Annotated in this window: 23 protein-coding genes; 15 read left to right on the forward strand and 8 right to left on the reverse strand. The window is 40.6% G+C overall.

The genetic code is table 11. From position 1 onward, the window contains the following. The first annotated feature begins 20 nt into the window (after positions 1 to 20). The 3 genes from rlmB to DW036_RS14995 all read left to right on the forward strand — a co-directional run bounded on the left by rlmB (position 21) and on the right by DW036_RS14995 (position 3,083). Positions 21 to 761 (forward strand): 23S rRNA (guanosine(2251)-2'-O)-methyltransferase RlmB, encoded by a 741-nt coding sequence (rlmB, locus tag DW036_RS14985; RefSeq protein WP_118465101.1) that lies wholly within the window; start codon positions 21 to 23, stop codon positions 759 to 761. Positions 762 to 764: 3 nt separating this feature from the next. Further along, positions 765 to 2,468, forward strand: coding sequence for a serine protease (locus tag DW036_RS14990; protein ID WP_118465102.1), 1,704 nt, complete (start codon positions 765 to 767; stop codon positions 2,466 to 2,468). Between the two features lie 240 nt (positions 2,469 to 2,708). Further along, positions 2,709 to 3,083 (forward strand): RidA family protein, encoded by a 375-nt coding sequence (locus tag DW036_RS14995; RefSeq protein ID WP_118465103.1) that lies wholly within the window; start codon positions 2,709 to 2,711, stop codon positions 3,081 to 3,083. Here the strand turns inward: DW036_RS14995 and DW036_RS15000 are convergent. Then, positions 3,051 to 4,304, reverse strand: coding sequence for a folylpolyglutamate synthase/dihydrofolate synthase family protein (locus DW036_RS15000; protein WP_118465104.1), 1,254 nt, complete (start codon positions 4,302 to 4,304; stop codon positions 3,051 to 3,053). The two genes, DW036_RS14995 and DW036_RS15000, sit on opposite strands and share 33 nt — an antisense overlap. A 178-nt stretch (positions 4,305 to 4,482) precedes the next feature. Between DW036_RS15000 and DW036_RS15005 the strand changes: the two genes are divergently transcribed. After that, the gene (locus tag DW036_RS15005) at positions 4,483 to 5,808 is read left to right on the forward strand and encodes a PhoH family protein (protein WP_007664946.1); all 1,326 of its coding nucleotides are present in this window, start codon (positions 4,483 to 4,485) and stop codon (positions 5,806 to 5,808) included. 150 nt (positions 5,809 to 5,958) lie between these two features. After that, a complete protein-coding gene (locus DW036_RS15010; protein ID WP_118465105.1) occupies positions 5,959 to 7,866 on the forward strand; it encodes a nucleoside-diphosphate sugar epimerase/dehydratase in 1,908 nt (635 codons plus the stop codon). 119 nt (positions 7,867 to 7,985) lie between these two features. Here DW036_RS15010 and DW036_RS15015 read toward each other — a convergent pair whose 3' ends face one another. Genes DW036_RS15015 through DW036_RS15025 form a run of 3 tightly spaced genes read right to left on the reverse strand, consistent with a single transcriptional unit; the run spans position 7,986 to position 10,136 of the window. Beyond that, positions 7,986 to 8,963 carry a dihydroorotate dehydrogenase-like protein gene (locus tag DW036_RS15015; protein ID WP_118465106.1) on the reverse strand — a complete coding sequence of 326 codons (978 nt, stop codon included), beginning with the start codon at positions 8,961 to 8,963 and terminating at the stop codon, positions 7,986 to 7,988. Positions 8,964 to 8,988: 25 nt separating this feature from the next. Continuing rightward, positions 8,989 to 9,657 carry a YggS family pyridoxal phosphate-dependent enzyme gene (locus DW036_RS15020; RefSeq protein WP_118465107.1) on the reverse strand — a complete coding sequence of 223 codons (669 nt, stop codon included), beginning with the start codon at positions 9,655 to 9,657 and terminating at the stop codon, positions 8,989 to 8,991. Positions 9,658 to 9,671: 14 nt separating this feature from the next. Further along, the gene (locus DW036_RS15025) at positions 9,672 to 10,136 is read right to left on the reverse strand and encodes a DUF4494 domain-containing protein (protein ID WP_007664937.1); all 465 of its coding nucleotides are present in this window, start codon (positions 10,134 to 10,136) and stop codon (positions 9,672 to 9,674) included. A 608-nt stretch (positions 10,137 to 10,744) separates the two neighbouring features. Here DW036_RS15025 and DW036_RS15030 point away from each other — a divergent pair. Then, positions 10,745 to 11,338 (forward strand): master DNA invertase Mpi family serine-type recombinase, encoded by a 594-nt coding sequence (locus tag DW036_RS15030; protein WP_270460710.1) that lies wholly within the window; start codon positions 10,745 to 10,747, stop codon positions 11,336 to 11,338. 72 nt (positions 11,339 to 11,410) lie between these two features. Here the strand turns inward: DW036_RS15030 and DW036_RS15035 are convergent, their stop codons facing one another. Then, positions 11,411 to 12,019 carry an HdeD family acid-resistance protein gene (locus DW036_RS15035; RefSeq protein ID WP_118465108.1) on the reverse strand — a complete coding sequence of 203 codons (609 nt, stop codon included), beginning with the start codon at positions 12,017 to 12,019 and terminating at the stop codon, positions 11,411 to 11,413. A 125-nt stretch (positions 12,020 to 12,144) separates the two neighbouring features. Here DW036_RS15035 and tpx point away from each other — a divergent pair, with 125 nt between their 5' ends. Together tpx and DW036_RS15045 are read left to right on the forward strand one after the other, a co-directional pair. After that, positions 12,145 to 12,645, forward strand: coding sequence for a thiol peroxidase (gene tpx, locus DW036_RS15040; RefSeq protein WP_021967221.1), 501 nt, complete (start codon positions 12,145 to 12,147; stop codon positions 12,643 to 12,645). A gap of 221 nt (positions 12,646 to 12,866) precedes the next feature. Then, positions 12,867 to 13,775: a DUF368 domain-containing protein gene (locus DW036_RS15045; RefSeq protein WP_118465109.1), complete on the forward strand. Its 909-nt coding sequence runs from the start codon at positions 12,867 to 12,869 to the stop codon at positions 13,773 to 13,775. 72 nt (positions 13,776 to 13,847) lie between these two features. On the opposite strand, the gene DW036_RS15050 is transcribed toward DW036_RS15045, so the two are convergent. From DW036_RS15050 to DW036_RS15060, 3 genes are all read right to left on the reverse strand, one after another. Then, positions 13,848 to 15,272: a lipopolysaccharide assembly protein LapB gene (locus DW036_RS15050; RefSeq protein ID WP_118465110.1), complete on the reverse strand. Its 1,425-nt coding sequence runs from the start codon at positions 15,270 to 15,272 to the stop codon at positions 13,848 to 13,850. A 27-nt stretch (positions 15,273 to 15,299) separates the two neighbouring features. Then, on the reverse strand, positions 15,300 to 17,039 hold the full coding sequence (locus DW036_RS15055; protein ID WP_118465111.1) for a glutamine--tRNA ligase/YqeY domain fusion protein: 1,740 nt from the start codon (positions 17,037 to 17,039) through the stop codon (positions 15,300 to 15,302). Positions 17,040 to 17,101: 62 nt separating this feature from the next. Then, positions 17,102 to 17,911, reverse strand: coding sequence for a PstS family phosphate ABC transporter substrate-binding protein (locus DW036_RS15060; RefSeq protein WP_118465112.1), 810 nt, complete (start codon positions 17,909 to 17,911; stop codon positions 17,102 to 17,104). Between the two features lie 259 nt (positions 17,912 to 18,170). On the opposite strand from DW036_RS15060, the gene pstC reads away from it, so the two are divergent. The 7 genes from pstC (at position 18,171) to DW036_RS25770 (ending at position 24,346) form a co-directional block, all read left to right on the forward strand. Then, positions 18,171 to 19,355, forward strand: a complete 1,185-nt coding sequence (pstC, locus tag DW036_RS15065; protein WP_118465113.1) for a phosphate ABC transporter permease subunit PstC — start codon at positions 18,171 to 18,173, stop codon at positions 19,353 to 19,355. 27 nt (positions 19,356 to 19,382) lie between these two features. After that, the gene (pstA, locus tag DW036_RS15070) at positions 19,383 to 20,243 is read left to right on the forward strand and encodes a phosphate ABC transporter permease PstA (protein ID WP_118465114.1); all 861 of its coding nucleotides are present in this window, start codon (positions 19,383 to 19,385) and stop codon (positions 20,241 to 20,243) included. A gap of 22 nt (positions 20,244 to 20,265) precedes the next feature. Continuing rightward, positions 20,266 to 21,021, forward strand: a complete 756-nt coding sequence (gene pstB / locus DW036_RS15075; protein WP_118465115.1) for a phosphate ABC transporter ATP-binding protein PstB — start codon at positions 20,266 to 20,268, stop codon at positions 21,019 to 21,021. Positions 21,022 to 21,191: 170 nt separating this feature from the next. Next, positions 21,192 to 21,887, forward strand: coding sequence for a phosphate signaling complex protein PhoU (phoU, locus tag DW036_RS15080; protein ID WP_118465116.1), 696 nt, complete (start codon positions 21,192 to 21,194; stop codon positions 21,885 to 21,887). 422 nt (positions 21,888 to 22,309) lie between these two features. Then, positions 22,310 to 22,966 (forward strand): phage integrase SAM-like domain-containing protein, encoded by a 657-nt coding sequence (locus DW036_RS26005; RefSeq protein WP_233560448.1) that lies wholly within the window; start codon positions 22,310 to 22,312, stop codon positions 22,964 to 22,966. After that, the gene (locus DW036_RS26010; RefSeq protein WP_233560449.1) at positions 22,941 to 23,933 is read left to right on the forward strand and encodes a site-specific integrase; all 993 of its coding nucleotides are present in this window, start codon (positions 22,941 to 22,943) and stop codon (positions 23,931 to 23,933) included. The genes DW036_RS26005 and DW036_RS26010 overlap by 26 nt, the downstream gene beginning before the upstream one ends. Positions 23,934 to 24,172: 239 nt before the next feature. After that, entirely contained in the window at positions 24,173 to 24,346 is a 174-nt protein-coding gene (locus tag DW036_RS25770; RefSeq protein ID WP_187374618.1) for a hypothetical protein, read from the forward strand. Positions 24,347 to 24,594 lie beyond the last annotated feature (248 nt).

A 24,594-nucleotide genomic window follows, 5' to 3' on the forward strand; every position in this document is an offset into this window, starting at 1 on the left:
CTAATTTTAATTTCTCAAAGATGGTTGATAAGAGTGAAATGATTTTCGGCGTTCGCGCTGTGATAGAAGCAGTACAGGCAGGAAAGGAAATCGATAAGATTCTGGTGAAGAAAGACATTCAGAGCGATTTATCCAAAGAACTTTTTGCTGCACTAAAAGGAACTTTGATTCCGGTGCAACGTGTTCCGGTGGAACGCATTAACCGCATTACCCGTAAGAACCATCAAGGGGTGATTGCTTTTATTTCATCCGTTACGTATCAGAAGGCAGAAGACCTGGTGCCTTTCCTTTTCGAAGAAGGCAAGAATCCGTTGTTCGTTATGTTGGATGGTGTGACTGATGTTCGTAACTTTGGTGCCATAGCCCGTACCTGTGAGTGTGCAGCAGTAGATGCTATTATTATTCCTGCTAAAGGAAGCGTGACGGTAAATGCTGATGCTATGAAAACATCTGCCGGGGCATTACATGTTCTTCCGGTTTGCCGTGAGCAGAACCTGAAGACTACATTGCAATATCTCAAAGATAGTGGCTTTCGTATTGTAGCAGCTACAGAAAAAGGGGACTATGATTATACTAAGGCTGATTATACAGGACCGATGTGTATCATAATGGGAGCTGAGGATAAAGGTGTTTCTTATGAGAATCTGGCTCTTTGTGATGAATGGGTGAAAATCCCGATGCTGGGTACTATCGAGTCGCTCAATGTTTCTGTTGCGGCAGGTATTTTGATTTATGAAGCTGTGAAACAAAGAACCAACTAAGATATGAAAAAGAACTTGTTGTTGACGCTCGCCCTCTGTTTGCTGGCACAGTGGAGTGTAGCTCAGGCACCCAAATGGGTGGAAAAAGCCAAGCGTGCTGTTTTCTCGGTAGTTACGTACGATGAGAGTGATAAGATACTCAATACGGGAAACGGATTTTTTGTTACCGAGGATGGAATGGCTCTGTCTGATTATAGTCTGTTTAAAGGTGCGCAACGTGCCGTAGTCATTAATTCAGAGGGTGAACAAATGCCTGTGGAAGTTATCATGGGAGCAAACGACATGTATGATGTTGTGAAGTTCCATGTAGCGATTTCAGGAAAAAAAGTACCTGCATTAGTGGTATCTCCTACGGCTCCGACTGTAGGTACAAGTGTCTACTTGTTGCCTTATTCTACACAAAAGGACCGTTCTTATACTACCGGACAGGTGAAAGAAGAATCTAAGGTAGATGGACAATACCATTATTATACGCTTGATATGCATCTGAAAGACAAGATGGTGAGTTGTCCGGTAATGACTGCTGACGGACAAGTTTTCGGTCTTGCACAGAAATCTTCAGGAAAAGATACAGCTACCATTTGCTATGCAGTAGGCGCTGATTATGCTATGGCTCAGAAAATCAGTCCTCTTTCTTTTAATGATCATGCTTTATCAAGTATTGGCATTAAGAAAGCGTTGCCCGATACAGAAGAACAAGCGCTGGTATATCTTTATATGGCTTCTTCACAGCAAACTTCGGAGAAATATGCCGAATTGCTGAATGATTTTATTGCCCAGTATCCTAACAGTGCCGATGGTTATTTTCGTCGTGCCAACAGTCAAATGTATTTGTCGAAAGAAATAAGTTCGATGGATAAGGCTGCTGCTGATATAGATAAAGCACTTGAAGTAGCACAAAAGAAAGATGATGCATATTTCAATCGTGCCAAATTAATTTATAATTATCAGTTGACTAAGCCGGAAACCACCTATAAAGATTGGACATATGACAAAGCATTGGATGAAGTTCGTAAAGCAATAGCAATTGAGGAACTTCCGGTTTATGTTCAGTTGGAAGGAGATATTCAGTTTGCTAAAAAAGACTATACAGCAGCTCTTGCCAGCTATGAGAAAGTAAATAAAACCAATATTGTTTCTCCTGCTACATTCTTCAGTGCTGCTAAGACAAAAGAATTGATGGAAGCCGCTCCGGAAGAAGTGCTGGTTTTGATGGATAGCTGTATAGCACATTGCCTGCAGCCGTACACTGAAGATGCTGCCCCTTATCTGTTGGAACGTGCCCAAGCGCGCATGAATGCCGGACAGGGGCGTAATGCAATGCTTGATTATGATGAATATTATAAAGCTGTGCGTGGTAATGTGAACGATGTGTTCTACTATTACCGTGAACAAGCCGCTTTCCAAGCAAAACAATTCCAACGTGCGTTGGATGATATGGCAAAAGCAATTGAACTCAATCCGAATGAGTTGACTTATCGTTCGGAACTTGCTGCGGTGAATATTCGTGTGGGTAGAAATGAAGAAGCCATTAAAGTTCTGAAAGATGCCTTGACAATTGATCCTAAATATGCTGAAGCTTATCGTTTGATGGGAGTTGCACAATTGCAGTTGAAGCAGAGCAAGGAGGCTTGTGCTAGTTTTGCGAAAGCAAAAGAACTGGGTGATCCGAACGTTGATGCCTTGATTGAGAAGCATTGTAAGTAGTTGTAATACAGATGATATGTCTGTAAAAAAGGCTCTGCTTTCACAAGCCGAGCCTTTATCGGGAAACTCCCGTGTCAAAAAAGAATTAGCTAAGTCTAGGTTTTTAAAACAGGTATAAGTGAATTTTTCTTTTGTGTATAATCCTATTAGGTAAATGCATGAAGTTGCAGAATACTGCATGGAATATCTGTTTTTTTCTTGCATAAATCATAAATTGTTGAATATTAAAATATTATTGGAATGAAAAAAGTAATTTGCAGTCAGAAAGCTCCGGGGGCTATCGGTCCTTACAGCCAGGCTATCGAAGCGAATGGAATGATATTTGTATCTGGTCAGTTGCCTATTGATGCAGCTACCGGACAGATGGCAGAAGGGGCTGAAGCACAGGCCCGCCAGTCATTGGAGAATATTAAGCATATCCTTGGAGAAGCAGGTTTGACAATGGAAAATATTGTCAAAACTACTGTTTTCCTGCAAGATATGTCATTGTTTGCAGATATGAATAAAGTATATGCCACCTATTTTGGTGGTGATTTCCCTGCTCGTTCGGCTGTTGCAGTGAAAGCTCTGCCGAAAGATGCTTTAGTGGAGATTGAGTGTATCGCGGTTCGCTAACAGATCAGCAACAATAAAGCTACTGCCTCCTACGAAGATAAAGTCTTCCGGGAGGCTTTTTTCTTGTGCCACCTGCACAGCGGAAGGGACATCCGGGTAACAACTTCCTTGTAATCCGGCTTCAGAAGCAAGCTGGGAAAGTTCATTTTCGGGTAATGCACGTTTGACGCTGGCTTTCGTGAAATAATATTCAGCGTTTTTGGGCAGTAATGCCAATACACCACGTATGTCTTTGTCATTCACCATCCCTATAATCATATGTAACTTTCGGTAAGATTGTTGTTTTAACTGCTTTGTGATATATGTGATACCACCTACATTATGTCCGGTATCACATATCAGAGTAGGGGTGTCCTGCAATTTCTGCCAACGTCCCATCAGGCCGGTTAGTTCACAGACATGAGCAAAACCACCACGGACGGCCTGCTCACTCAGATTGTATCCGGCTTGCTGTAGCTGTGCGATGGCTGTGAGTAAAGTATGGGTATTCTTAGCTTGGTATAATCCTTTCAGCTCACATTCCAATCCGGGGTAATCATCTTTTTTGTTTTCTTCTGCAAAGAAAATGGGCGCATCCACTTCGCGAGCCTTTTTTGTAAATACAGGTTTTGTTTCGGAAGTGGTTTCTCCGATTACAATGGGTATTCCGCTTTTGATAATACCGGCTTTTTCGCTTGCTATCTTTTCTAATGTATTACCGAGGAACTGGGTATGATCAAAACTTATATTGGTGATAATACATAAATCAGGATGTATAATATTGGTACAATCCAGTCTTCCACCCAGTCCTACTTCAATAACTGCTACATCTACATGTTCATCGGCGAAATAACGGAATGCCATAGCAGTAGTCAATTCAAAGAAAGAAGGATGCAGAGGTTCGAAGAAATTTCGTTCTTTTTCCACAAATCGGACTACATACTCTTCCGGGATGGATTGTCCATTCACCCGAATACGCTCGCGGAAGTCTACAAGGTGTGGAGAAGTGTAAAGTCCTACCCGATATCCTGCTTCCTGCAAAATGGCGGCAAGTGTGTGCGAACATGAGCCTTTTCCATTAGTTCCCCCTACATGGATGCTGTGGAAGTGCTGGTGCGGGTGTCCGAAATGTTCGTCCAGTGTCAGTGTATTCTCTAAACCTTCCTTGTATGCTGAACTTCCCATTTGTTGAAACATGGGGACACTGTTATATAAGTATAATAAAGTGTTCTGATAATCCATCTTTTAAAATATTTAACGAGAAAGCATGCCATTCTCTCTTTTTAATTCCTATCTTAGAAGCTGCAAAGATAATGCAAACTGAGAGCAGAATAAAATGAACTTGTTCATTTTTTATGCCGAAGTGCAGCTTATCTTCGCTTTGGAGGTAAATATATCAACAATTTAAATCTAAAAGAGTATGGGAACAAAGAAAAATTTTGTGATTGATACGAATGTGATCCTTCACGACTATAACTGTCTTAAGAATTTCCAAGAGAACGACATTTATCTTCCCATCGTAGTTCTTGAAGAATTGGACAAATTCAAGAAAGGGAATGAACAGATAAACTTCAATGCCCGTGAATTTCTCCGTGAACTCGATTTAGTTACCGATGACAATCTTTTCAATAAAGGTGCTTCCCTGGGCGAAGGTCTGGGAAGTTTATTTGTGATAGCCGGTTCGGTGGATGCTCCGGATGTGTTCGACTCATTCCCCGAGCGTATTCCAGATCATAAGATTCTGGCTGTAGTGGACTGGCTGACGCGCCAGAAGAAGGATATGAAAACGATCTTGGTGACTAAAGATGTGAACCTCCGGATGAAAGCACGTTCCATAGGACTGCTTTGCGAAGATTATATCAACGACAAGGTGATAAATGTGGATATATTTGAAAAGTCAAATGAGGTATTCGAAGGAATTGATCCTGCTTTGATAGACCGGATTTATTCTTCCAGAGAAGGACTGGATATCAGTGAGTTTGATTTTAAAGATATTATCCATCCGAATGAATGTTTTATCCTGAAAAGTGACAGGAATAGTGTTCTTGCGCGTTATAATCCTTTTACACATACCATCTGCCGGGTAAATAAAACAAAGAACTATGGTATTGAACCCAGAAATGCTGAACAAAGTTTTGCTTTCGAAGTGTTGACTGATCCTAATATTAAGTTGGTTGCTCTGACGGGTAAAGCTGGTACGGGAAAAACTTTGCTGGCTTTAGCAGCTGCCCTTAGTCAGATGAATGATTATAAACAGATTCTGCTGGCACGTCCGATTGTTGCTCTATCCAATAAAGACATTGGTTTCCTACCGGGGGATGCAAAAGAGAAAGTGGCACCTTACATGCAGCCCTTGTTTGATAATCTGAATGTCATTAAACGTCAGTTTGCTTCTAATTCTACTGAAGTAAAACGTTTGGAAGATATGCAGAAAAGCGAGCAGCTGGTAATCGAGGCATTAGCTTTCATTCGTGGACGTAGTTTGAGTGAAACTTATTGCATCATTGATGAAGCACAAAACTTGACTCCTCATGAAATAAAAACGATTATCACCCGTGCTGGCGAAGGAACCAAGATGGTGTTCACCGGTGATATCCAACAGATAGACCAACCGTATCTGGACAGCCAGTCCAATGGCCTGGTTTACATGATTGACCGTATGAAAGATCAGAATCTTTTTGCTCATGTGAATTTGTTAAAAGGAGAACGTAGTCAGCTAAGTGAATTAGCTAGTAATTTGATGTAACAGAGCTTTATAGGCAGTAAATATGGCGGCAAGGTTATATATGTAACTTTGCCGCCATTTAATTTTATCACACATTTTTATCTTTTTCTTCCAATATTTGATAAAAAATAATGTATCTTTGCCTCGCCTAAAACAAAACTGTCAAACGAAATGAAGCATAAATTTTTTCATCGATACCTCTCAGCAAAGGTATTGCCGATTTGGACTATTCTGTTGATCGATGTATTGATAATCGTTGTATCCAGCCTGTTGGCTTATGCACTTCGATATGATTTCCGGAGTATTTTTCTGGAATCCTCTACTATTGACAAAACGATTGTATGTACAGTCATTGTCAACTTAGTATTTTTTCGGGTGTTCCGCACATATTCCAACGTGTTGCGCTTTTCTTCGTTTATAGATATTATGCGTATCTTCGTTGCATTGACAGTGTCTTATGCGCTGCTGATGATTTCGAGTGTACTTTTATCAAGCTACATGGATGTTCGCTTGGCACCTGTGAGCGTATTCTTCATGGCATATATTATTAGTTTTGCCATGATGTCTTGTTCGCGTATTGTTGTGAAGATGTTTTATGAACTTCTGAATTTCGATGGAAGTCATAGTGCCAATGTTTTTATTTATGGTGCTAAGGAGGCAGGAGTCAATATTGCTAAAGCATTGCGTGTAAATTTGCGTAATCACTATCGTCTACGTGGTTTCATAGCCGATGAGCCGGAGCTGATAAATAAAGTGATGATGGGAGTGAAAGTATTTCCCAATGACGAGACGCTAATTGATGTACTGAACGATCGTGATGTGCATACCATTATTATTTCGCCTGCCAAGATGGAGGAACTGAAAAAATCAGATATGGCTGACCGTCTTTTGGCTCATAACATCAAATTAATGACTGCGCCTCCTTTGAGTGAATGGAGTGGGCAGACTTTGAACCGTACTCAACTGAAAGAAATACAGATTGAAGACCTCTTGCAACGTAATCCTATTGAAATCGATATTCATAAAGTTGCCTCTCATTTGGAAGGAAAGAGAGTGATGATAACCGGCGCTGCCGGTTCTATCGGTAGTGAAATTATGCGTCAGGTAGCCTCTTTCAATCCTTATAAGTTGATTCTGGTAGATCAGGCAGAAACTCCGTTGCATGATATTCGTCTGGAGTTACAGGATCGTTGGCGTGATATTGATGCGGAAACGATTATTGCAGATATTTCCAATGCTACGCGTATGGAAGATATTTTTAGAGAATATAAACCTCAGTATATTTTCCACGCGGCTGCTTACAAGCATGTGCCGATGATGGAGGATAATGTTTCAGAGTCTATTCAGATTAATGTGTATGGAACCCGTACTATTGCTGATTTGGCTGTGAAATATGGAGCTGAGAAGTTTGTAATGATCTCTACTGATAAAGCTGTAAACCCGACAAATGTGATGGGGTGTTCCAAACGTATTTGTGAGATTTATGTACAGTCTTTGGCTAAAAAACTGCAACAGAAAGGTGGGCATGTGACCCAATTCATTACGACGCGTTTCGGCAATGTATTAGGCTCCAACGGTTCTGTAATTCCCCGCTTCCGTGATCAGATACAACGTGGTGGTCCGGTGACTGTTACTCATCCTGAAATAATCCGTTATTTCATGACGATTCCTGAAGCCTGCCGCTTGGTACTTGAAGCCGGTAGTATGGGAAATGGGGGTGAGATTTATATTTTTGATATGGGTAAGCCGGTGAAGATTGTAGATCTTGCCAAACGTATGATCAGTCTTTCAGGACGTACGGATGTGAAGATTGAGTTTACAGGACTACGCCATGGAGAAAAACTTTATGAAGAGTTGCTGAATGTAAAAGAGTTGACTAAACCGACCTACCATGAGAAGATCATGATTGCAACAGTCCGTGAATACGATTATGACGAAGTAAAAGAGCGCATTCAAAAACTGATAGACGTTAGTTATACTTATGATCAGATGAAGATTGTGTCAGCTATGAAGGATATTGTTCCTGAATTTATCAGTAAGAATTCGTGTTTCGAAGCATTGGACAAGAAACCGGATTAAATAAATATATCCTGTAAGGAAGTAGTAATAAATGTAATGCCTCGTAACAATATATGTTAGATACACTAACAATATATGTTACGGGGCATTACGTATAATGATATGTTGTGTGGTTCCTGTTATTTTCTGCTGGAGAAATATTTCATGAACTGAGTACGTTCAAAGGTATTCACACCATTCAAATCGCTAACATTCAACATTCCTTTGAATTGAGAGATTGTTTCCATTCCTTTACGATCCATCCATAAATTCAGGAAACGGGTATATTCTGCTACAAGCGCATAACTGTTCTGATAGAATGCACTACAGATTTCTACTGCTGAAGCTCCTGCAAGAATTGCTTTTACAATTCCTTCGGGAGAATGAATACCGCCTGATGCTGCATAATCCAGCTTACTTACTGCTGCCGAGGCAATACCTATCCAGCGTAAAGACTTAACCAGATCAGCTCCTGTGCTGAATACATTTCCTGAGATTTGCTTCATCTTCTCGATATCAATATCCGGCTGATAGAAACGATTGAACAATACGACAGCAGCGGCTCCGTTGGCATATAACTGGTCTATCAGAGCTATCGGATTAGTCAGATTATCACCTAACTTCATGATGATCGGAATGCGAACTGTCTTTTTGATGTGGCTGAGAATATCAATATGACGTTGTTCAAATGAACCGTAATTGTACTGAACACCTGTTTGTAACGCCAAAATATTAATCTCTATAGCATCGGCGCCTGCAGCTTCCATTTGTTGTGCAAAGCCTACCCATTCAGCATCCTGATAGCAGTTGATACTGGCAATAACAGGAATAGGACATACTTTCTTAGTCTCTTTAATCAATTCCAGATATTCAGACAGCTTATGCTGGCGGACGTATTCTACCAAGTAATCACTGCCTTCCGGGTACATATTCGGATCTCCAAGCCAGTCAGCTTCCATCATGATCTGCTCCTCGAAAAGAGATTTCAGAACAATGGCACCGACACCGGCTTCATAGAATTTCTGATTTTTTTCAGCACTATCAGTTAAGCCTGAACTGCTGACGATAATCGGGTTTCTTAATTCTAACCCGGCAAAAGTAGTTTTTAATGTTGCCATGGTAATAATGTTTAATGAATAATGATTAATACGTTCTGTCTCCAAAGATTTTGCTTCCTACGCGTATCAGAGTACTGCCAGCCGCAATAGCTTGGTGATAATCGTGGGACATTCCCATGGACAACTCCCGAAAAGCCTCTGTGTCGGCAAACCATGAGTCTTTCACTTCTTTGAAGAAGCTACTTAATGAACAAAATTCCTTCTCTATTTGTTCATTGTCGTCTGTATTTGTCGCCATGCCCATCAAGCCGCATAATTGTATGTTACTGAGAGTTTTCCATTCACTTTCCGCTAACATATCCCGACATTCGTCAAAACTGAAACCAAATTTAGTCTCTTCCTCTGCAATGTGTAGTTGTAGCAGGCAGTTGACCACTTTCCCGGCCTTTTCGGCCTGTTTATTGACCTCAACAAGAAGTTTGTATGAATCAATGCCGTGAATCAGGGCTACGTAGGGTACAATATACTTTATTTTATTAGTTTGCAGATGCCCGATAAAATGCCATTCAATGTCTTTGGGAAGGCTTTCGTACTTGGCAGTCATTTCTTGCACCTTACTTTCACCGAACACTCGCTGCCCGGAGCGATAGGCTTCTTCTATCGCTTCATTGGGGTGAAATTTGGAAACAGCTACCAATCGCACTCCTTCAGGTAGTTCGTTCAGCACTTGTTGAAGATTATCTGCAATATTCATGATACTAATATATATTAAACCTCCGGTTTATCATTGGGTTCTGCACTGTATGGATATACATCCATAAGAGGTGTTTCGGACACTAAAGCAATCTGATAATCGGCCATTGTACCCTTCATACCTTCATCCAGCTTCTTAACGGCATCACGAAGGTCGGCAGCCTGTACCAATACCTGAGTAGATGTTTTCTTTTCAGCTCCGCTCTTTTCATCCAGAGTGATGAAGACCAGTTTGCATTTGAACCAGCGATCTGCGGCTTCTTCTTCGCTTGGGAATAATTCGCTATAGTTAGCACGTTTGATGTCCGATACCGTAAACTCTCCTGAAATAAACGGTGTCATTTCCTCAATAATACGTGCTTCTGCTTCCGTGAAGCTGAGTGCATCTACTAGATAAGGTTCGGTTACTTTCTTGTTCATTCCGTTTTCCATTACTTTCTCGTAACGGATTTTGCACTCAAACCATGTATGCATTGCCATAATTTCTTTGTTTTTTAATTATGAATTTATATTCTTGTTATAAAACTGACCACAAAGATAATGCAAACGAAGGGTAGAATAAAATGAATCTATTCATTTTTTTATGGGAAGAGCGGAATTGAAATCTTACAGAGATGCGGCGTTTTCTTTCATGATGACTCTTTTTATCCCCAATGCTAATCCTGTTCGCATGACGCGGTAACGACCGTTACATACCGTGGTAAAGGTTGTCACAATATGGAGTAAAGAACGTTATATGCTGAGGTAAATGCTTTTACATTATGATGTGAGCAGTTGGTAAATGCAATGGATTCATAATTAGATAATTAACGTTTCAAGAACTCAATATTAGGACTTGTGGGAAGCTGAAAAGGAAAAATTGTCTATTATAGAAAAGAAAGAAGATTTTTTCTTGTTTCTTTTTATAACCAGCTTCCGGTATGGAAATGTGTATTTCTACATAATTTGCTTTGCCATCTTTGAAATAAGTGATGTAAAATAAAAGGGGTAAAGTGCGCGAACTTGCTGTATTTCATTGCTTAATGATATTGTGATTTTTCACTGTTATTGCTGTTCTTTGGCACTGTTAAACCTATAAAAACAACAAAATTATGGTAGTAGCTTATTTAAGAGTGAGTACAGAAAAGCAGTTTCTGGCTAATCAGCGTGAAGAACTTCTGCGCTTTGCAGAGAAAAATGGATTGAAGATTGACAAGTGGTACACTGAGACAGTGAGTGGTAGTGTGAGTAGTAAGGAGCGAAAGCTGTCGGGGATGTTGAACCGGATGCAGCGGGGGGATACGTTGATTGTAACGGAGATTTCGAGATTGAGTCGTACCTTGTTGGAAATCATGACTATTCTCAATTCGTGTATAAAGAAAGAAATTATTTTGTACAGCACGAAAGAGGGATATGTTTTTCAAAATGACATTAACAGTAAAGTATTGGGGTTTGCATTTGGATTGATGGCGGAGATAGAGCGTAATTTGATTTCCATGCGAACTAAGGAAGCGTTGGCAAGACGAAAACAGGAAGGTGTCAAGTTAGGCCGTAAAAAAGGAACCTGTCCTGCAATGCGGGTACTCCGTGAGAATAAAAGACGTTTGATGCGTGAATCCAGACGAGGGGTTTCTTGTTCGGAATTAGCCCGTCAAATGGGGGTATCCAGAACCACCATGCACCGCTTTCTGAAGTGTAACTAATGAAAAAGCGAGTTGGCAAGTTCCTGTTGCCAGGTTCTTTAGTCAACTCGTTTTTCCGGGCTGGATTGCTACTTATTCTACTGGAATTTCTTTTTCTTCATTTTTATCTTTCATACTTCTTCCTCGCTTATGAAGATTCTTCAATTCAAAAGACAACATAATGCGGAAAAATCCGATAATAAGGAATGCAAATGAGATCATGTAGACAGCATACATGGCACCTATTGCCGGTTGCCACAGAATGAGGAGTGAACAAATCACAGCTAATATGCCGAAGGCAATATACCATCCCCAGTCTCTGGTACCATATCTTTTCAGATCCATGGCATAGCCGATGGAAGAAAAGCCGCGGAACATTAACCAGAATGCGATGATGAATGGAATTACTTCCATGCTTAACAGCGGATAAGCTATCAGATAGAAACCTAATATCATGTCGATGATACCGCCTGCCAGATACCAACCCCAGCTGGAAACATTCTTTCGGTTGCTTACGGCGAAAGAAATTTCTAACAAACCGCTGAACAGCATAGAGATACTGAACAGAATACTCAAAACCGCATAACCGCTGAACGGAGCAAACATCAGACTTATAGCAACTACTACATAGAGTATACCAAGTAGGAGAGACATCCACCAGTTTTTTACTTCGTATTGAAGTTCGTCAAATAAAGTTTTCATGCAAATTTAATTTTAAATGGTTATTATAATCATGTTTGTGAGAGTAACAATTTGCAGTTGGAAAAGTTTTGGGCGAACTTTTCCAACAGTTCGTTTGTTATATAGGCATATAAAACAAGAAAACTATGGCTACAACAAAATTTAAAGGACAGCCGGTTAAGATTATCGGCGAGTTTATAAAAGTAGGGACAGTTGCTCCCGACTTTGAGTTAGTAAAAACAGATCTTTCTTCTTTCTTTTTGAAAGATTTGAAAGGGAAGAATGTAATATTGAATATCTTTCCAAGTTTGGATACCAGTGTCTGTGCAACATCTGTGCGCAAGTTCAACAAGCTGGCAGCGAGTCTGCCTGATACCGTGGTTTTGGCGATTTCCAAAGACTTGCCTTTTGCCCATGCACGGTTCTGTACTACGGAAGGTATTGAAAATGTAATTCCTTTGTCTGATTTCCGTTTCTCTGATTTTGATGAAAGTTACGGTGTGCGTATGGCAGATGGACCATTGGGTGGCTTGCTGGCGCGTGCAGTAGTTATTGTCGGTAAGGATGGAAAGGTTGCATACACTGAACTGGTACCTGAAATTACTCAGGAGCCGGATTATGACAAAGCAATAGAGGCTGTAAAGTAGTAAACCTCAGATTTTAATAAGCAATTAGAAAAGACCAGGTGTATAGTAGTCGTGAGACTATTATACACCATTTCTTTTTTATACCCGTATCCAACTGTTGTATAAAATTCCAATGTGTTTTTCGGATATTTTTGATTGATTTATAGTGAGTAACTGGCTTTTTTTGTTTTACTTTGCGTCCTATAAATCAAGTATTAATAGGTTAATTGATAAAGAAAAAGATGGAACGAGGTTTAAAAGACTACGCCCTACTCATGCTGAAAGGTGTGGGAATGGGAGCAGCCGATGTGGTTCCCGGTGTATCGGGGGGAACAATTGCTTTTATTGTAGGTATTTATGACGAATTGATAGATTCGATAAAAAGCATTAACGGAAAAAATTTAAAGTTGTTTTTCACAGGAAAATGGGGAGCATTCTGGAAAGCGATTAACGGTAATTTTCTGATCTCTCTGCTGGTGGGAATTGGAATTAGCGTATTTTCATTAGCTAAAATTATCACATGGTTGCTTACGGACCATCCGGTTATGGTTTGGGCTTTCTTTTTCGGACTGGTACTGGCATCCACATGGTTTGTAGGAAAAGACATAAAGGAATGGAACAAGAAAACGATTCCGGCATTTATTATAGGTGTGGCAGTTGCATATTATATTACGGTAGCAACTCCTGCTGAAACTCCTTCTAACTTATTTTTTATATTCCTTTGTGGAGCGATTGCCATTTGTGCTATGATATTGCCGGGTATATCGGGAAGTTTTATTTTGGTACTGTTAGGTAAGTACTTCTTTATAATGGAAGCTGTCAAAACACTTGATATAACGGTTTTATTAGTGTTTTTTGTGGGTGCTTTTATTGGTATAACTTCTTTCTCACGTATTCTTTCTTACGCATTAAAGCATTTCCGCAATATTACATTGGCTGTATTGACAGGTTTCATGTTGGGGTCACTAAACAAAGTATGGCCTTGGAAAGAAACTATAGAAACTTTTACTGATAATCATGGGGTAGTGAAGCCATTGGTTGAAAGCAATATTCTGCCCAATCAGTATGTTGTTGAGGCTGTAGTATTGATGATAGTAGGTTTCTTTCTGGTATATTTCCTGGAAAAGCTTTCTACTCGTAGTGCTAAATAAGAGGTAGCAAATAAATATCTTGAGGGTATATATAAAATAGAGAGTAAAGATTCCTTTACTCTCTATTTCTTTTTATTGCAATGCTTTTATAATGTTTTGCATATAAGCAGCTAAATCTTCCCGGTCTTCACTTTCCATAAGCATCTGCATCTTCTCCAGTTCTTTCAAATCGAACGGGCGAGGGCATTTCTGATTATACTTTATGAAGTTCTCTTTATCATGCAGCGTCATGTAAAGTACCGTCAGCTTTTCATTGATACCGTCAAAGTCCGGTTCCAATTCGCTGACACGTTCAAAAGCTATCTTGGCATAATCCAGATAACCAATTTCCATGCTATGCATACCTATTTCATTCCAGGTGTCGGCAGTGGGAGAGCAGTTCAAGGCTTTTGCCCATTGCTTTATTCCTTTGTCATAGTCACCTTCTTCAATGTATATGCGACCTTCTATCAAGAGAGATTCCGGGTCTTCCGGTGCCAGTTTATGTGCTTTCTTACAATACTGGTGTGCTTTGCGTTTCTTCCCCATCTTGGAGAGGCATAGCCCTGCATTGGCATATAAGTTAGGCAACATTGGAGAAAGAGCTTCGTCAGTTTCATTTTCCTGAATTGCCTTTTCAAGATTTTCATAGCCTTCCTCCCATTCTCCTTTGGATACTTTACATAATCCGATGTATGTATAGATAAATTCGGGAGCAAGTCCATGAAGTTCCTTTGCTTTCAGATAACATTCCAATGCAGCATCTTCATTACCCAACTGGTAGAAGCAATGTCCTTTCATTACATAGGCGTCTGCAAATTCATCATCACTCACCAATGCATAATCACAAGCATCAATAGCTTGGTTGAAGTTCATCTCTTCAAAGTGACATCTTGCCAATCCGAACCAGTAAGGAGCCGAATATGGATTCATATCTATAAGTCGGTTGTACAGGGGAATTGCTTCCTCGGTCATGCTTTTGCCATAAAGACAGTCTGCAACTACGGCAATATAGGCCTCCTCATTAGAGTATTCTTCCTTTACCGGATCGAGCCATGCCAAGGCTTTATCCGGATACCCCATATCAAGGTACATATAGGATACATCTACTACGTTTGCCAGATCATCTTTATCCTCAATCGTGTCGAGTAACTGTTCGGCATCATCCAGTTTACCTTCACTTAATAACAAGTGGGCACGTACCACCTTTGCTTCCGGCGAATAAGTATCGGGAAGATTTTCAATGATTTCGCGTGCCTTTGCTTTTTTACCACTATCCAGATGAAGGTATGCATATTCGATCATAAGTTCGGTACTGTCGGGATGCAGTTTTAATCCATATTCTGCAATTTCGAAAGCCTTATCATACTTTTTCTTTGTTCCATACCAGTCGGCAAGGTCAGCCAACTCATCCGCATCCTGATAGAACGGCTTGTTTTCGGCCATTGCCGCTTCATATTGTTCGGCAAGTTCCTGTAACTCTTTGTCCCTGCCGGACAGCAGGTTTTTATTGCTCATTAATTGTTTACTCCTATAATCCTATTTTTATTTGTTTATTTTGCCCCAGGTATCTTTCAAGCCTACAGTGCGGTTGAATACCATTTTCTCTGGTGTGGAGTCTGGATCTACGTTGAAATATCCGATGCGCTGGAACTGTAAATAAGTAAGCGGTTTCATGCCGGCGGCATATTTTTCAATGTAGCAATGAGGCAATATATTCAGTGAGTCCGGATTGATGATATCTTTCATTGCTTCCAGTGCATCACAGTTTTTAGCTTCGCGTATGGCAGCCAATTCGTCACGCGGGTTTTCCACTTTCCAAAGACGGTCGTAGAGGCGTACTTCTGCTTCAAGGCAATGATTGCAACTTACCCAGTGCAGGGTACCTTTCACCTTACGGTTAGCTTCGGGCATACCACTTTTGGTGTTCGGATCATATTCGCAATATACTTCAACTACTTCTCCGGCTTCATTTTTCTTGCAACCGGTACATTTCACAATATAAGCACTCTTTAAGCGTACTTCCTGACCCGGAGTCATACGGAAGTATTTCTTCGGAGCATCTTCCATGAAGTCTTCGCGTTCCATCCACAGTTCGCGGCTGAACTCAATGAAGTGGCTGCCTTCTTCCGGCTTTTCCGGATTATTGATTGCTTCCAGTTCTTCCACTTTTCCTTCAGGATAGTTGGTGATAACCAGTTTCACCGGGTTCATTACTGCCGAGATACGGGTTGCACGGGTGTTAAGATCTTCGCGTAAAGCACTTTCCAGCAAGGCGAATTCATTAAGTGCATCGTATGTGGTATATCCGATTTTATCAATAAACTTGTGAATGGACTCAGGTGAGTATCCGCGACGGCGGAAACCACAGATAGTCGGCATACGGGGATCATCCCATCCGTTCACCAATTTTTCTTTTACCAGAATCAGCAGGTTGCGCTTGCTCATCAGGGTATAACTGAGATTCAGCTTGTTGAATTCGTACTGATGGGGGCGGTTATCATCCAGATCTTTACCCTCCTTTACCCAGTCTACAAAGAGATCATAGAGTGGACGGTGGGGAACAAATTCCAATGTACAGAGAGAGTGCGTTACACCTTCAAAGTAGTCACTTTGTCCGTGAGCGAAGTCATACATCGGATAGGCCTTCCACGTTGTACCAGTACGGTGATGCGGATGGTTCACTACGCGATAGATGATAGGATCGCGGAAGTGCATATTCGGGTTTGCCATATCAATCTTGGCACGAAGCACCATAGCGCCTTCTGCTATTTCACCTGTATTCATTTTCTTGAACAGGGAGAGGCTTTCCTCTATCGGACGGTTACGGTAAGGGCTTTCCACACCCGGTTGGGTAGGAGTGCCTTTTTGCTGTGCTATTTGTTCTGAAGTCTGCTCGTCGATATATGCTTTACCTTCTTCAATGAGGCGGATGGCAAAGTCCCACAATTGCTGGAAGTAATCGGATGCGTAGTATTCATTACCCCACTGGTAACCCAGCCATTGGATGTCTTCCTTGATAGCTTCTACATATTCCACATCTTCTTTGGTCGGATTCGTATCATCGAAACGCAGATTGCAAATGCCATTGTGATCGGCTGCAATACCAAAATCAAGGCAAATTGCCTTGGCATGTCCGATGTGGAGGTATCCGTTGGGCTCCGGTGGGAAACGTGTTTGCACTTTACCACCATTTTTACCCTCTTTCAAGTCTTTCTCAACAATTTGTTCAATGAAGTTGAGGCTCTTTTTTTCGCCTGCTTCTTCGCTCTTAATATCTGCCATAATTGGTATGTATATATTCTAAAAATCGAGCTACAAAAGTAAGACATTTTTTTCGTATATCCTTATTTCACGGGAATATATCCACTCTTTTTAATGATTTCCTGACCTGCAGGTGAAAGGATGAAATGAATGAGAGGGGTTGCTTGTTCGGAGTTTTCTGTGTTATAATAATAGTATAGAGGCCGCACAATGGGGTAACTCTTATCTGTAGCACTCTCCATAGTAGGTGGAGCAAAGTGTGTCCCGTCGTAAGAAATGGACAGTGATTTGACGCGAGGGGAAAGATAAGCCAATCCTACGTATCCTATTGCTCCCTTCGTCTGGCTGACAGATTGTATAATGGCACCGGTGGCAGGCATAGAGAGGCTGCTACTCATATAATTTTTATTTTTGAGAACGCTTTCTTTGAAGAATTCATAAGTACCCGAAGATGTTTCGCGAGAGTACACCACGATTTTACGGTCATCTCCACCCACTTGCTTCCAATTCGTAATCTTACCCCGGAAGATATCTTCCAGTTGTTGGCGCGTCAGTTGCTTTACGGGATTGGAGGGGTGAACCACAACGGCAAGGGCATCGTAAGCTACGATTACTTCTTCCACTTCTTTTCCGGCTGCCTTTACTTTCATCTTCTCACTGAATTTAATGGGGCGGGATGCCATGGCAATATCTGTCGTTCCGTCCAATAGAGCGGAAATACCTACTCCGGTGCCACCACCGGTTACGGTAACACGGGCGTCGGGATTGAGTGCCATAAATCTTTCGGCAGTCTGTTGTGCTACAGGTAGTACGGTGTCACTGCCTTTGATGCGTTGCGCCTGTAGGCTGCTTACAGCCAATGTCAGGAATAGGATAATACTTATTGTTTTCATTTTATTCAAAAATTGTTTCTGATTCTATTTATAATGAATTTTATTATACTCAAAAGTGGGTGATAATAGAACCCAAATATTATTCTATTTGTTTATTGCTTGCAAATAAAACAATAGCGCATTACAATCTAATTACAAAACTTGTGTTTTTGGAGGCTGTAACGCTTTTGTAATATGTTTGAAACATTTCTTTCAAACCTTAGTCACACTCTCTTAACATCGACGTGGTTTCTTTGCATACGAAATTCAATAGGCATTTATGAAGAAGCTTTTTGAGAAAATAGTAGAAGGAGTGTTAGCTTGTAGCGGTTTTGTAACAAGCATCACCATTGTGCTCATTATCCTGTTTCTCTTTTCCGAGGCGTTGGGACTATTCAACAGCCGGGTAATTGAAGAAGGATATGTATTGGCATTGAATAAAGATAATAAGGTAAGTGAGCTAACCCCAGCTCAGATAAAGGATGTTTTCGATGAGGAGATAACAAACTGGAATGAAGTCGGAGGGCAGGATATGCCCATCCGGCTTTTCCGTTTGGAAGATATCACTCAGTATTATACCGAGGAAGAACTGGGGGCAGCTTATGAACATGCTGGAGTAAAGATTACCGAACTGGTGGAACGTACGCCGGGCATTATTGCTTTTGTACCACAGCAGTTTATCGTCCATCCGGATTCCGTGCACTTATTGCAGGATAACACCATTTCGGTGAAAGACGTCTTTGCGGGGGCGGAATGGTTTCCGACTGCTACACCCGCCGCACAATTCGGCTTTCTACCCTTAATAACCGGTACGCTGTGGGTGAGTTTATTTGCCATCCTGATAGCATTGCCTTTTGGGCTTTCAGTTGCTATCTATATGTCCGAAGTGGCAAATTCCAGGATACGTAATCTGCTGAAACCGATAATTGAGTTGCTGAGTGGTATTCCATCGGTGGTTTATGGTTTCTTCGGACTGATTGTGATTGTACCATTCATCCAGAAAGTATTCAATCTGCCTGTGGGTGAAAGTGGATTGGCGGGAAGCATTGTGTTGGCCATAATGGCATTGCCTACGATTATAACGGTGACGGAAGATGCCATGCGCAACTGTCCCCGTGCCATGCGGGAAGCCAGCCTTGCTTTGGGAGCTTCGCAATGGCAGACCATATATAAGGTGGTGATACCTTATTCCGTATCAGGTATCACTTCCGGTGTGGTATTGGGAATCGGGCGTGCTATCGGTGAAACAATGGCGGTACTGATGGTGACAGGTAATGCGGCAGTCATACCGCATACCATTCTGGAACCGTTGCGTACCATACCTGCAACGATTGCAGCGGAATTGGGAGAAGCACCTGCCGGGGGAGCGCATTATGAAGCCTTATTTCTTTTGGGTGTAGTGTTGTTCTTTATTAGTTTGCTGATAAACTTTACGGTAGAAGCTGTGTCAGCCCGGAAAAGATAATGTCTTATAGAGAAAAGAAAAATAAGTATGATAGATAGGAAACATCTTTCGCAACGTATTGCATTCGGAACATTCCGTTTGCTGAGCCTGACAGTGGTGGGGATACTCTTTGCCATTCTCGGCTTCATCATATATAAAGGTGTGGGAGTTATTAGCTGGGAGTTCCTGACTACTGCCCCCACGGACGGTATGACGGCAGGAGGTGTTTTCCCCGCTATTGTCGGAACATTCTATCTGATGATAGGCAGTGCCCTGTTTGCCTTCCCGGTAGGAGTGATGAGTGGAATCTATATGAATGAGTATGCGCCGAAAGGCTGGGTAGTCCGGTTCATCCGTATGATGACAAATAACCTGAGCGGCATACCTTCCATTGTCTTTGGTCTTTTCGGTATGGCTTTATTTGTTAACTATATGGGATTTGGCGATAGCATCCTGGCCGGTTCACTTACGTTGGGATTGCTGTGTGTGCCTTTAGTTATCCGTACCACAGAAGAAGCGTTGAAAGCCATTCCCGATACTTTGCGTGAGGGAAGCCGTGCGTTAGGGGCCACTAAGTTGCAGACCATCTGGCACGTTATTCTGCCTATGGCAATGCCTAATGTGATTACGGGGCTGATTCTGGCTCTGGGACGTGTTTCCGGTGAGACTGCACCTATCCTGTTTACTTGTGCTGCTTATTTCCTTCCGCAACTCCCTACAAGTATACTCGACCAGTGTATGGCATTGCCTTATCACCTGTATGTTATTTCTACCAGTGGCACGGATATGGATGCCCAGCTTCCGCTGGCTTATGGCACTGCTCTGGTCTTAATCGTAATCATCCTTTTGGTAAACCTTCTGGCGAATGCTTTGCGGAAGTATTTCGAGAAAAAAGTAAAGATGAACTAACAGGAATAAAACAGTAAGCAAAATGATTGGTAAAATAGAAGCAAATAATGTAAACTTCTGGTATGGAGATTTCCATGCTTTGAAAGGTATCAGCATGTTGATAGAAGAACGTTCGGTAGTAGCATTTATCGGACCTTCGGGATGTGGCAAATCTACTTTCCTCCGGTTGTTCAATCGCATGAACGATCTTATTCCCAATACCCGCCTGACAGGTGAGATTCATATCGACGGAGAGAATATCTATGGAAAAGATATTCAGGTAGATGAACTTCGCAAGAAGGTAGGTATGGTATTCCAGCGTCCTAATCCTTTTCCGAAAAGCATCTTTGAGAATGTGGCCTATGGACTTCGCGTGAATGGCGTGACAGACAGTAGCTTCATCCGCCAGCGTGTAGAAGAATCCCTGAAAGGGGCAGCTTTGTGGGATGAGGTAAAGGATAAGCTGAAAGTTTCTGCCTATGCCCTTTCCGGCGGACAGCAGCAGCGCCTTTGCATAGCTCGGGCCATGGCTGTATCTCCCTCCGTGTTGCTGATGGACGAACCGGCTTCTGCACTCGATCCCATTTCTACGGCTAAGGTAGAAGAACTTATTCACGAACTGAAAGAGCAGTATACGATTGTTATCGTTACACACAATATGCAGCAGGCTGCTCGCGTTAGTGATAAAACAGCGTTCTTTTATCTGGGGCAAATGGTGGAGTTTGACGATACCAAGAAAATATTTACGAACCCCGATAAAGTGGAGACTCAGAATTACATTACGGGACGCTTCGGGTAGGCATTTGTTTCCCGGCGTGAAACAATGTGTTTCCCGTAATGAAACAAAATGTTTCAAGGCATGAAACAAACAGTTTCAAGTAATGAAACAAAAGGTTTCCTGTGGAGAAACAAAAAGGAACCGCAGGCTTCCTTTAATTGATGATACAAGTAATCTTAAAATAGAAATTTATGGTAAAGTTTATCGAATCGGAACTCGTCTTGCTAAAAAAAGAAATAGACGAAATGTGGACCTTAGTATATAACCAGCTCGACAGGGCAGGGGAGGCTGTGCTGACCTTTGACCGCGAACTGGCGCAACAGGTACTGGTACGCGAACGTCGTGTGAATGCCTTGGAATTGAAGATAGACAGCGATGTTGAAGATATCATTGCTTTGTATAATCCTGTAGCCATTGACCTGCGCTTTGTGCTTGCCATGCTAAAGATAAATACGAATCTGGAGCGTCTTGGTGACTTTGCCGAGGGCATTGCCCGCTTCGTTCTGAATTGTAAGGAACCGGTTCTTGATCCGGAACTTCTGAAACGATTGCGTCTGGAAGAAATGCAGGGGCAGGTACTTGCTATGCTGGAGCTTGCCAAGAAAGCTCTTCAGGAAGAAAGTCAGGATTTGGCGACTTCGGTATTTGCTAAAGATAATTTATTGGATGAAATCAATGCAGAAGCTACTACTGTTTTAGCAGACTACATTGCCCGGCATCCCGAGACTGTACTGCCCTGTTTGAACCTGGTAAGTGTCTTCCGTAAGTTGGAGCGTTCCGGCGACCACATCACTAACATTGCAGAAGAAATAGTCTTCTTTATCGATGCAAAAGTGTTAAAACATAGCGGAAAAACAGACGAACATTACCCTTTAACTAAGAAATAAGCTCTTTTTTAGATAAAATTTAGTGTTTGTTAGAAAAATGATATATATTTGTCCATTGAAAACGATTGCGGGTGTAGAAAGGCTACATAAGTGGTAATAAAACCAAAGAAATTTCAAAAAGATGTTATAAGACATGTTTTTAAATTTGGTAAGTATCTCGAAAAGCCGCTATATTTGCAGCGTTATCCTGAAAACAATCTTTTTACCTTAAAAAAAAACTAATACCTATTGAAAACTGAAAAATGGGGCTTTGTGAAAAGCTCCATTTTTTTTTGCTCTATACTCATGCTGATTAACCTACTTATCCAGTACTCTGGGATGCGATACTATCTTTTACGCAATGTGCTTTTAACCTTGAAAGAACGGATTTGAAGAACGAGTTTAAAGAACAGATTTGAAGAACGGATTTGAATAACAAGGTTATGGCAGAGCAGTTTTTTTTCAATGAGCTACAGGTTAGGTTTAATCTGAGAGAACCGAAAGCTAATAAGCCTACGAACATTTATTTGGTGTGCCGAATAAGTGGAAAACAGGTAAAACTGGCTACAGGTGTTAAGATATATCCTGACCATTGGAATGAAAAGAAACAAGAAGCTTATATTAGTTGTAGGATAAGTGAACTTGATAATCTTAATAATACTATTGTAAACCAGAAAATTATAGAGATTAAGAATAGATTTTTACAGTATAAACATTATCTTTGTGATAATCCTAGCGAAATTGAGGATAGTATTGAAATTCTAAAGAGGTTCATATATAAAGATACTATTATGGAGAAAAAAAAGCAAGCTGTAAATGCAATACACTGGTTACGTAATACACTGGCTCTAGATAAGACTATAAAAGACAGTACAAGAAGTGATTATGTGAAGCAGATTAAATCTTTTGAGGAGTTTATAAATGACACAGGTAAATCCCCTATTAGCTTCATTGATATAAATCTGCCATTAATAAAAGATTATGAACAGTATCTCTTTAATAAGAAGGTAGGTAAAGGTAAAACAACTAAAACTACGACAGTTGGTAATAAAGTAGAGAAAATAATCTGTATTCTTGGAAGAGCAGCAAGGTATGATTGATATTCATGAAGCCAAACTCGATAAGTATAAGAAGCCTCAAAGTAGGCAAGGTAATGATAACGAAATCTATTTATCAGAAGATGAAATAGATAAAATCTATGCTCTGCAATTAACTGGTGTAGAAGAAAAGGTAAGGGATTTATTTGTACTTCAATGTTGGATAGGACAACGATTTGCTGATACTCAGTCAATTAATGATGGTATTATAAAAGACGCTCCTAATGGGACAGGAAAGGTGATAGAAATTGTGCAAGAGAAAAAAACTCATAGAGTGTCAATTCCTCTTCTGCCTGTTGCTATAGAGATTCTTGATAAATATAAGACAGGTTTTCCTCTTTATTCCAACCAAACGGCTTTAAATTATTTAAAGAAGATTGGAGAGAAGGCAGGTATAACAAGATTACATAATGTTACAGAAGATAGAGGAGGAGAAGTAACCACGAAGCAAGTGCCAGCTTATGAACTTATTGGTACTCACACGGCAAGACGCTCATTTGTTAGTAATATGCTACAACGTGGATATGATGCTAGTATTATAATGAGGATTACAGGGCATAATGATATTGAGTCCTTTCAGAAATATGTTAAGATAACGTCTGATGACGCTGCAAATGTTATTCTTAAAAAAGAAAGTGGAAAAGTACTATCTGAAACTAAGAAGGAATCAACTGAGCAGAAAGTGACGGCTCAAGATGTTAATAACTTTGTAGCTATCATTGACACAGTAAAGCAGACTTATAATGAGGATATAAAGAAACAAAAAGCGGAACAAAAAATGGAAGATGCGAGTAGTATTTTAATAAGTTTGGCAGAAGATGATATAGACGCTCATTCGATTGCTAAAGCTATAGAGAGGACTGGTTTAGAAGTATCTTTGAGTGATAGTGCTACTAGTAGAAATTTTATTCTTAGAAAGGATACGAAGAAGAAAAAAATTAAGTTTGAAGAAATAGATGAGTCTGAATGATTTTCTGTATGAACTAAGCTTGTGATGGGAATCATTTACCTTTCCATAGTTCATAATACGAGAAAGGCAGTATTATAACTTTAGCTTCACTTCTAGTCGTTTTTTTCAGTTTGTGGTACTATCATTTGGTGGGCTGTCTATAGTTTAGTATCTTTGTATCAATAGATTACAAGAATACTACTAGATACGTACACACCAAAGATTCGTCATATATCAACTCTTTAACCCTCAAATTCATCATGCAGCTACTTACGTATGAAGAAATCAGAGAAAAAGCATTATTACAGGGCATTTCAGACAATAAGGTCAGCATTGGTATGTGGGCTAGTCTGAAAGGTTATATTAAAACAAGAAAACAGATAAAGAAGAAGGTGTACACTATGTATTATGCACCACAGACTCAACCCAACTAAGATTTATATGAAGTGTCAGATTCTCGTTTTTCAAGTGTCAGATTCTCAAGGATAATATAATAATATTAATATACGAATACCCATAGGGTATAACCCTTCTATATCGCCTTTATATATGATATTGCACATACCAACTGGAAAATTGTTTGTAAACAGGAAGGAAGCCAAAATATATTTTGGCACTTCACGATACAGGAAGATTGAAAAAGAAAAGAAAGAGATTGTTTTGATTGACAACCATAACTTCA

It is taken from the genome of Bacteroides sp. AF39-11AC (genome assembly GCF_003474285.1).
Lineage (GTDB): Bacteria > Bacteroidota > Bacteroidia > Bacteroidales > Bacteroidaceae > Bacteroides.

What these genes read in the sequence shown, in the direction of transcription:
- rlmB (WP_118465101.1), top strand. Translation starts at nt 21, where the DNA reads ATGGTTGATAAGAGTGAAATGATTTTCGGCGTTCGCGCTGTGATAGAA.
- DW036_RS14990 (WP_118465102.1), top strand. Translation starts at nt 765, where the DNA reads ATGAAAAAGAACTTGTTGTTGACGCTCGCCCTCTGTTTGCTGGCACAG.
- DW036_RS14995 (WP_118465103.1), top strand. Translation starts at nt 2,709, where the DNA reads ATGAAAAAAGTAATTTGCAGTCAGAAAGCTCCGGGGGCTATCGGTCCT.
- DW036_RS15000 (WP_118465104.1), bottom strand. Translation starts at nt 4,304, where the DNA reads ATGGATTATCAGAACACTTTATTATACTTATATAACAGTGTCCCCATG.
- DW036_RS15005 (WP_007664946.1), top strand. Translation starts at nt 4,483, where the DNA reads ATGGGAACAAAGAAAAATTTTGTGATTGATACGAATGTGATCCTTCAC.
- DW036_RS15010 (WP_118465105.1), top strand. Translation starts at nt 5,959, where the DNA reads ATGAAGCATAAATTTTTTCATCGATACCTCTCAGCAAAGGTATTGCCG.
- DW036_RS15015 (WP_118465106.1), bottom strand. Translation starts at nt 8,963, where the DNA reads ATGGCAACATTAAAAACTACTTTTGCCGGGTTAGAATTAAGAAACCCG.
- DW036_RS15020 (WP_118465107.1), bottom strand. Translation starts at nt 9,657, where the DNA reads ATGAATATTGCAGATAATCTTCAACAAGTGCTGAACGAACTACCTGAA.
- DW036_RS15025 (WP_007664937.1), bottom strand. Translation starts at nt 10,136, where the DNA reads ATGGCAATGCATACATGGTTTGAGTGCAAAATCCGTTACGAGAAAGTA.
- DW036_RS15035 (WP_118465108.1), bottom strand. Translation starts at nt 12,019, where the DNA reads ATGAAAACTTTATTTGACGAACTTCAATACGAAGTAAAAAACTGGTGG.
- tpx (WP_021967221.1), top strand. Translation starts at nt 12,145, where the DNA reads ATGGCTACAACAAAATTTAAAGGACAGCCGGTTAAGATTATCGGCGAG.
- DW036_RS15045 (WP_118465109.1), top strand. Translation starts at nt 12,867, where the DNA reads ATGGAACGAGGTTTAAAAGACTACGCCCTACTCATGCTGAAAGGTGTG.
- DW036_RS15050 (WP_118465110.1), bottom strand. Translation starts at nt 15,272, where the DNA reads ATGAGCAATAAAAACCTGCTGTCCGGCAGGGACAAAGAGTTACAGGAA.
- DW036_RS15055 (WP_118465111.1), bottom strand. Translation starts at nt 17,039, where the DNA reads ATGGCAGATATTAAGAGCGAAGAAGCAGGCGAAAAAAAGAGCCTCAAC.
- DW036_RS15060 (WP_118465112.1), bottom strand. Translation starts at nt 17,911, where the DNA reads ATGAAAACAATAAGTATTATCCTATTCCTGACATTGGCTGTAAGCAGC.
- pstC (WP_118465113.1), top strand. Translation starts at nt 18,171, where the DNA reads ATGAAGAAGCTTTTTGAGAAAATAGTAGAAGGAGTGTTAGCTTGTAGC.
- pstA (WP_118465114.1), top strand. Translation starts at nt 19,383, where the DNA reads ATGATAGATAGGAAACATCTTTCGCAACGTATTGCATTCGGAACATTC.
- pstB (WP_118465115.1), top strand. Translation starts at nt 20,266, where the DNA reads ATGATTGGTAAAATAGAAGCAAATAATGTAAACTTCTGGTATGGAGAT.
- phoU (WP_118465116.1), top strand. Translation starts at nt 21,192, where the DNA reads ATGGTAAAGTTTATCGAATCGGAACTCGTCTTGCTAAAAAAAGAAATA.
- DW036_RS26005 (WP_233560448.1), top strand. Translation starts at nt 22,310, where the DNA reads ATGGCAGAGCAGTTTTTTTTCAATGAGCTACAGGTTAGGTTTAATCTG.
- DW036_RS25770 (WP_187374618.1), top strand. Translation starts at nt 24,173, where the DNA reads ATGCAGCTACTTACGTATGAAGAAATCAGAGAAAAAGCATTATTACAG.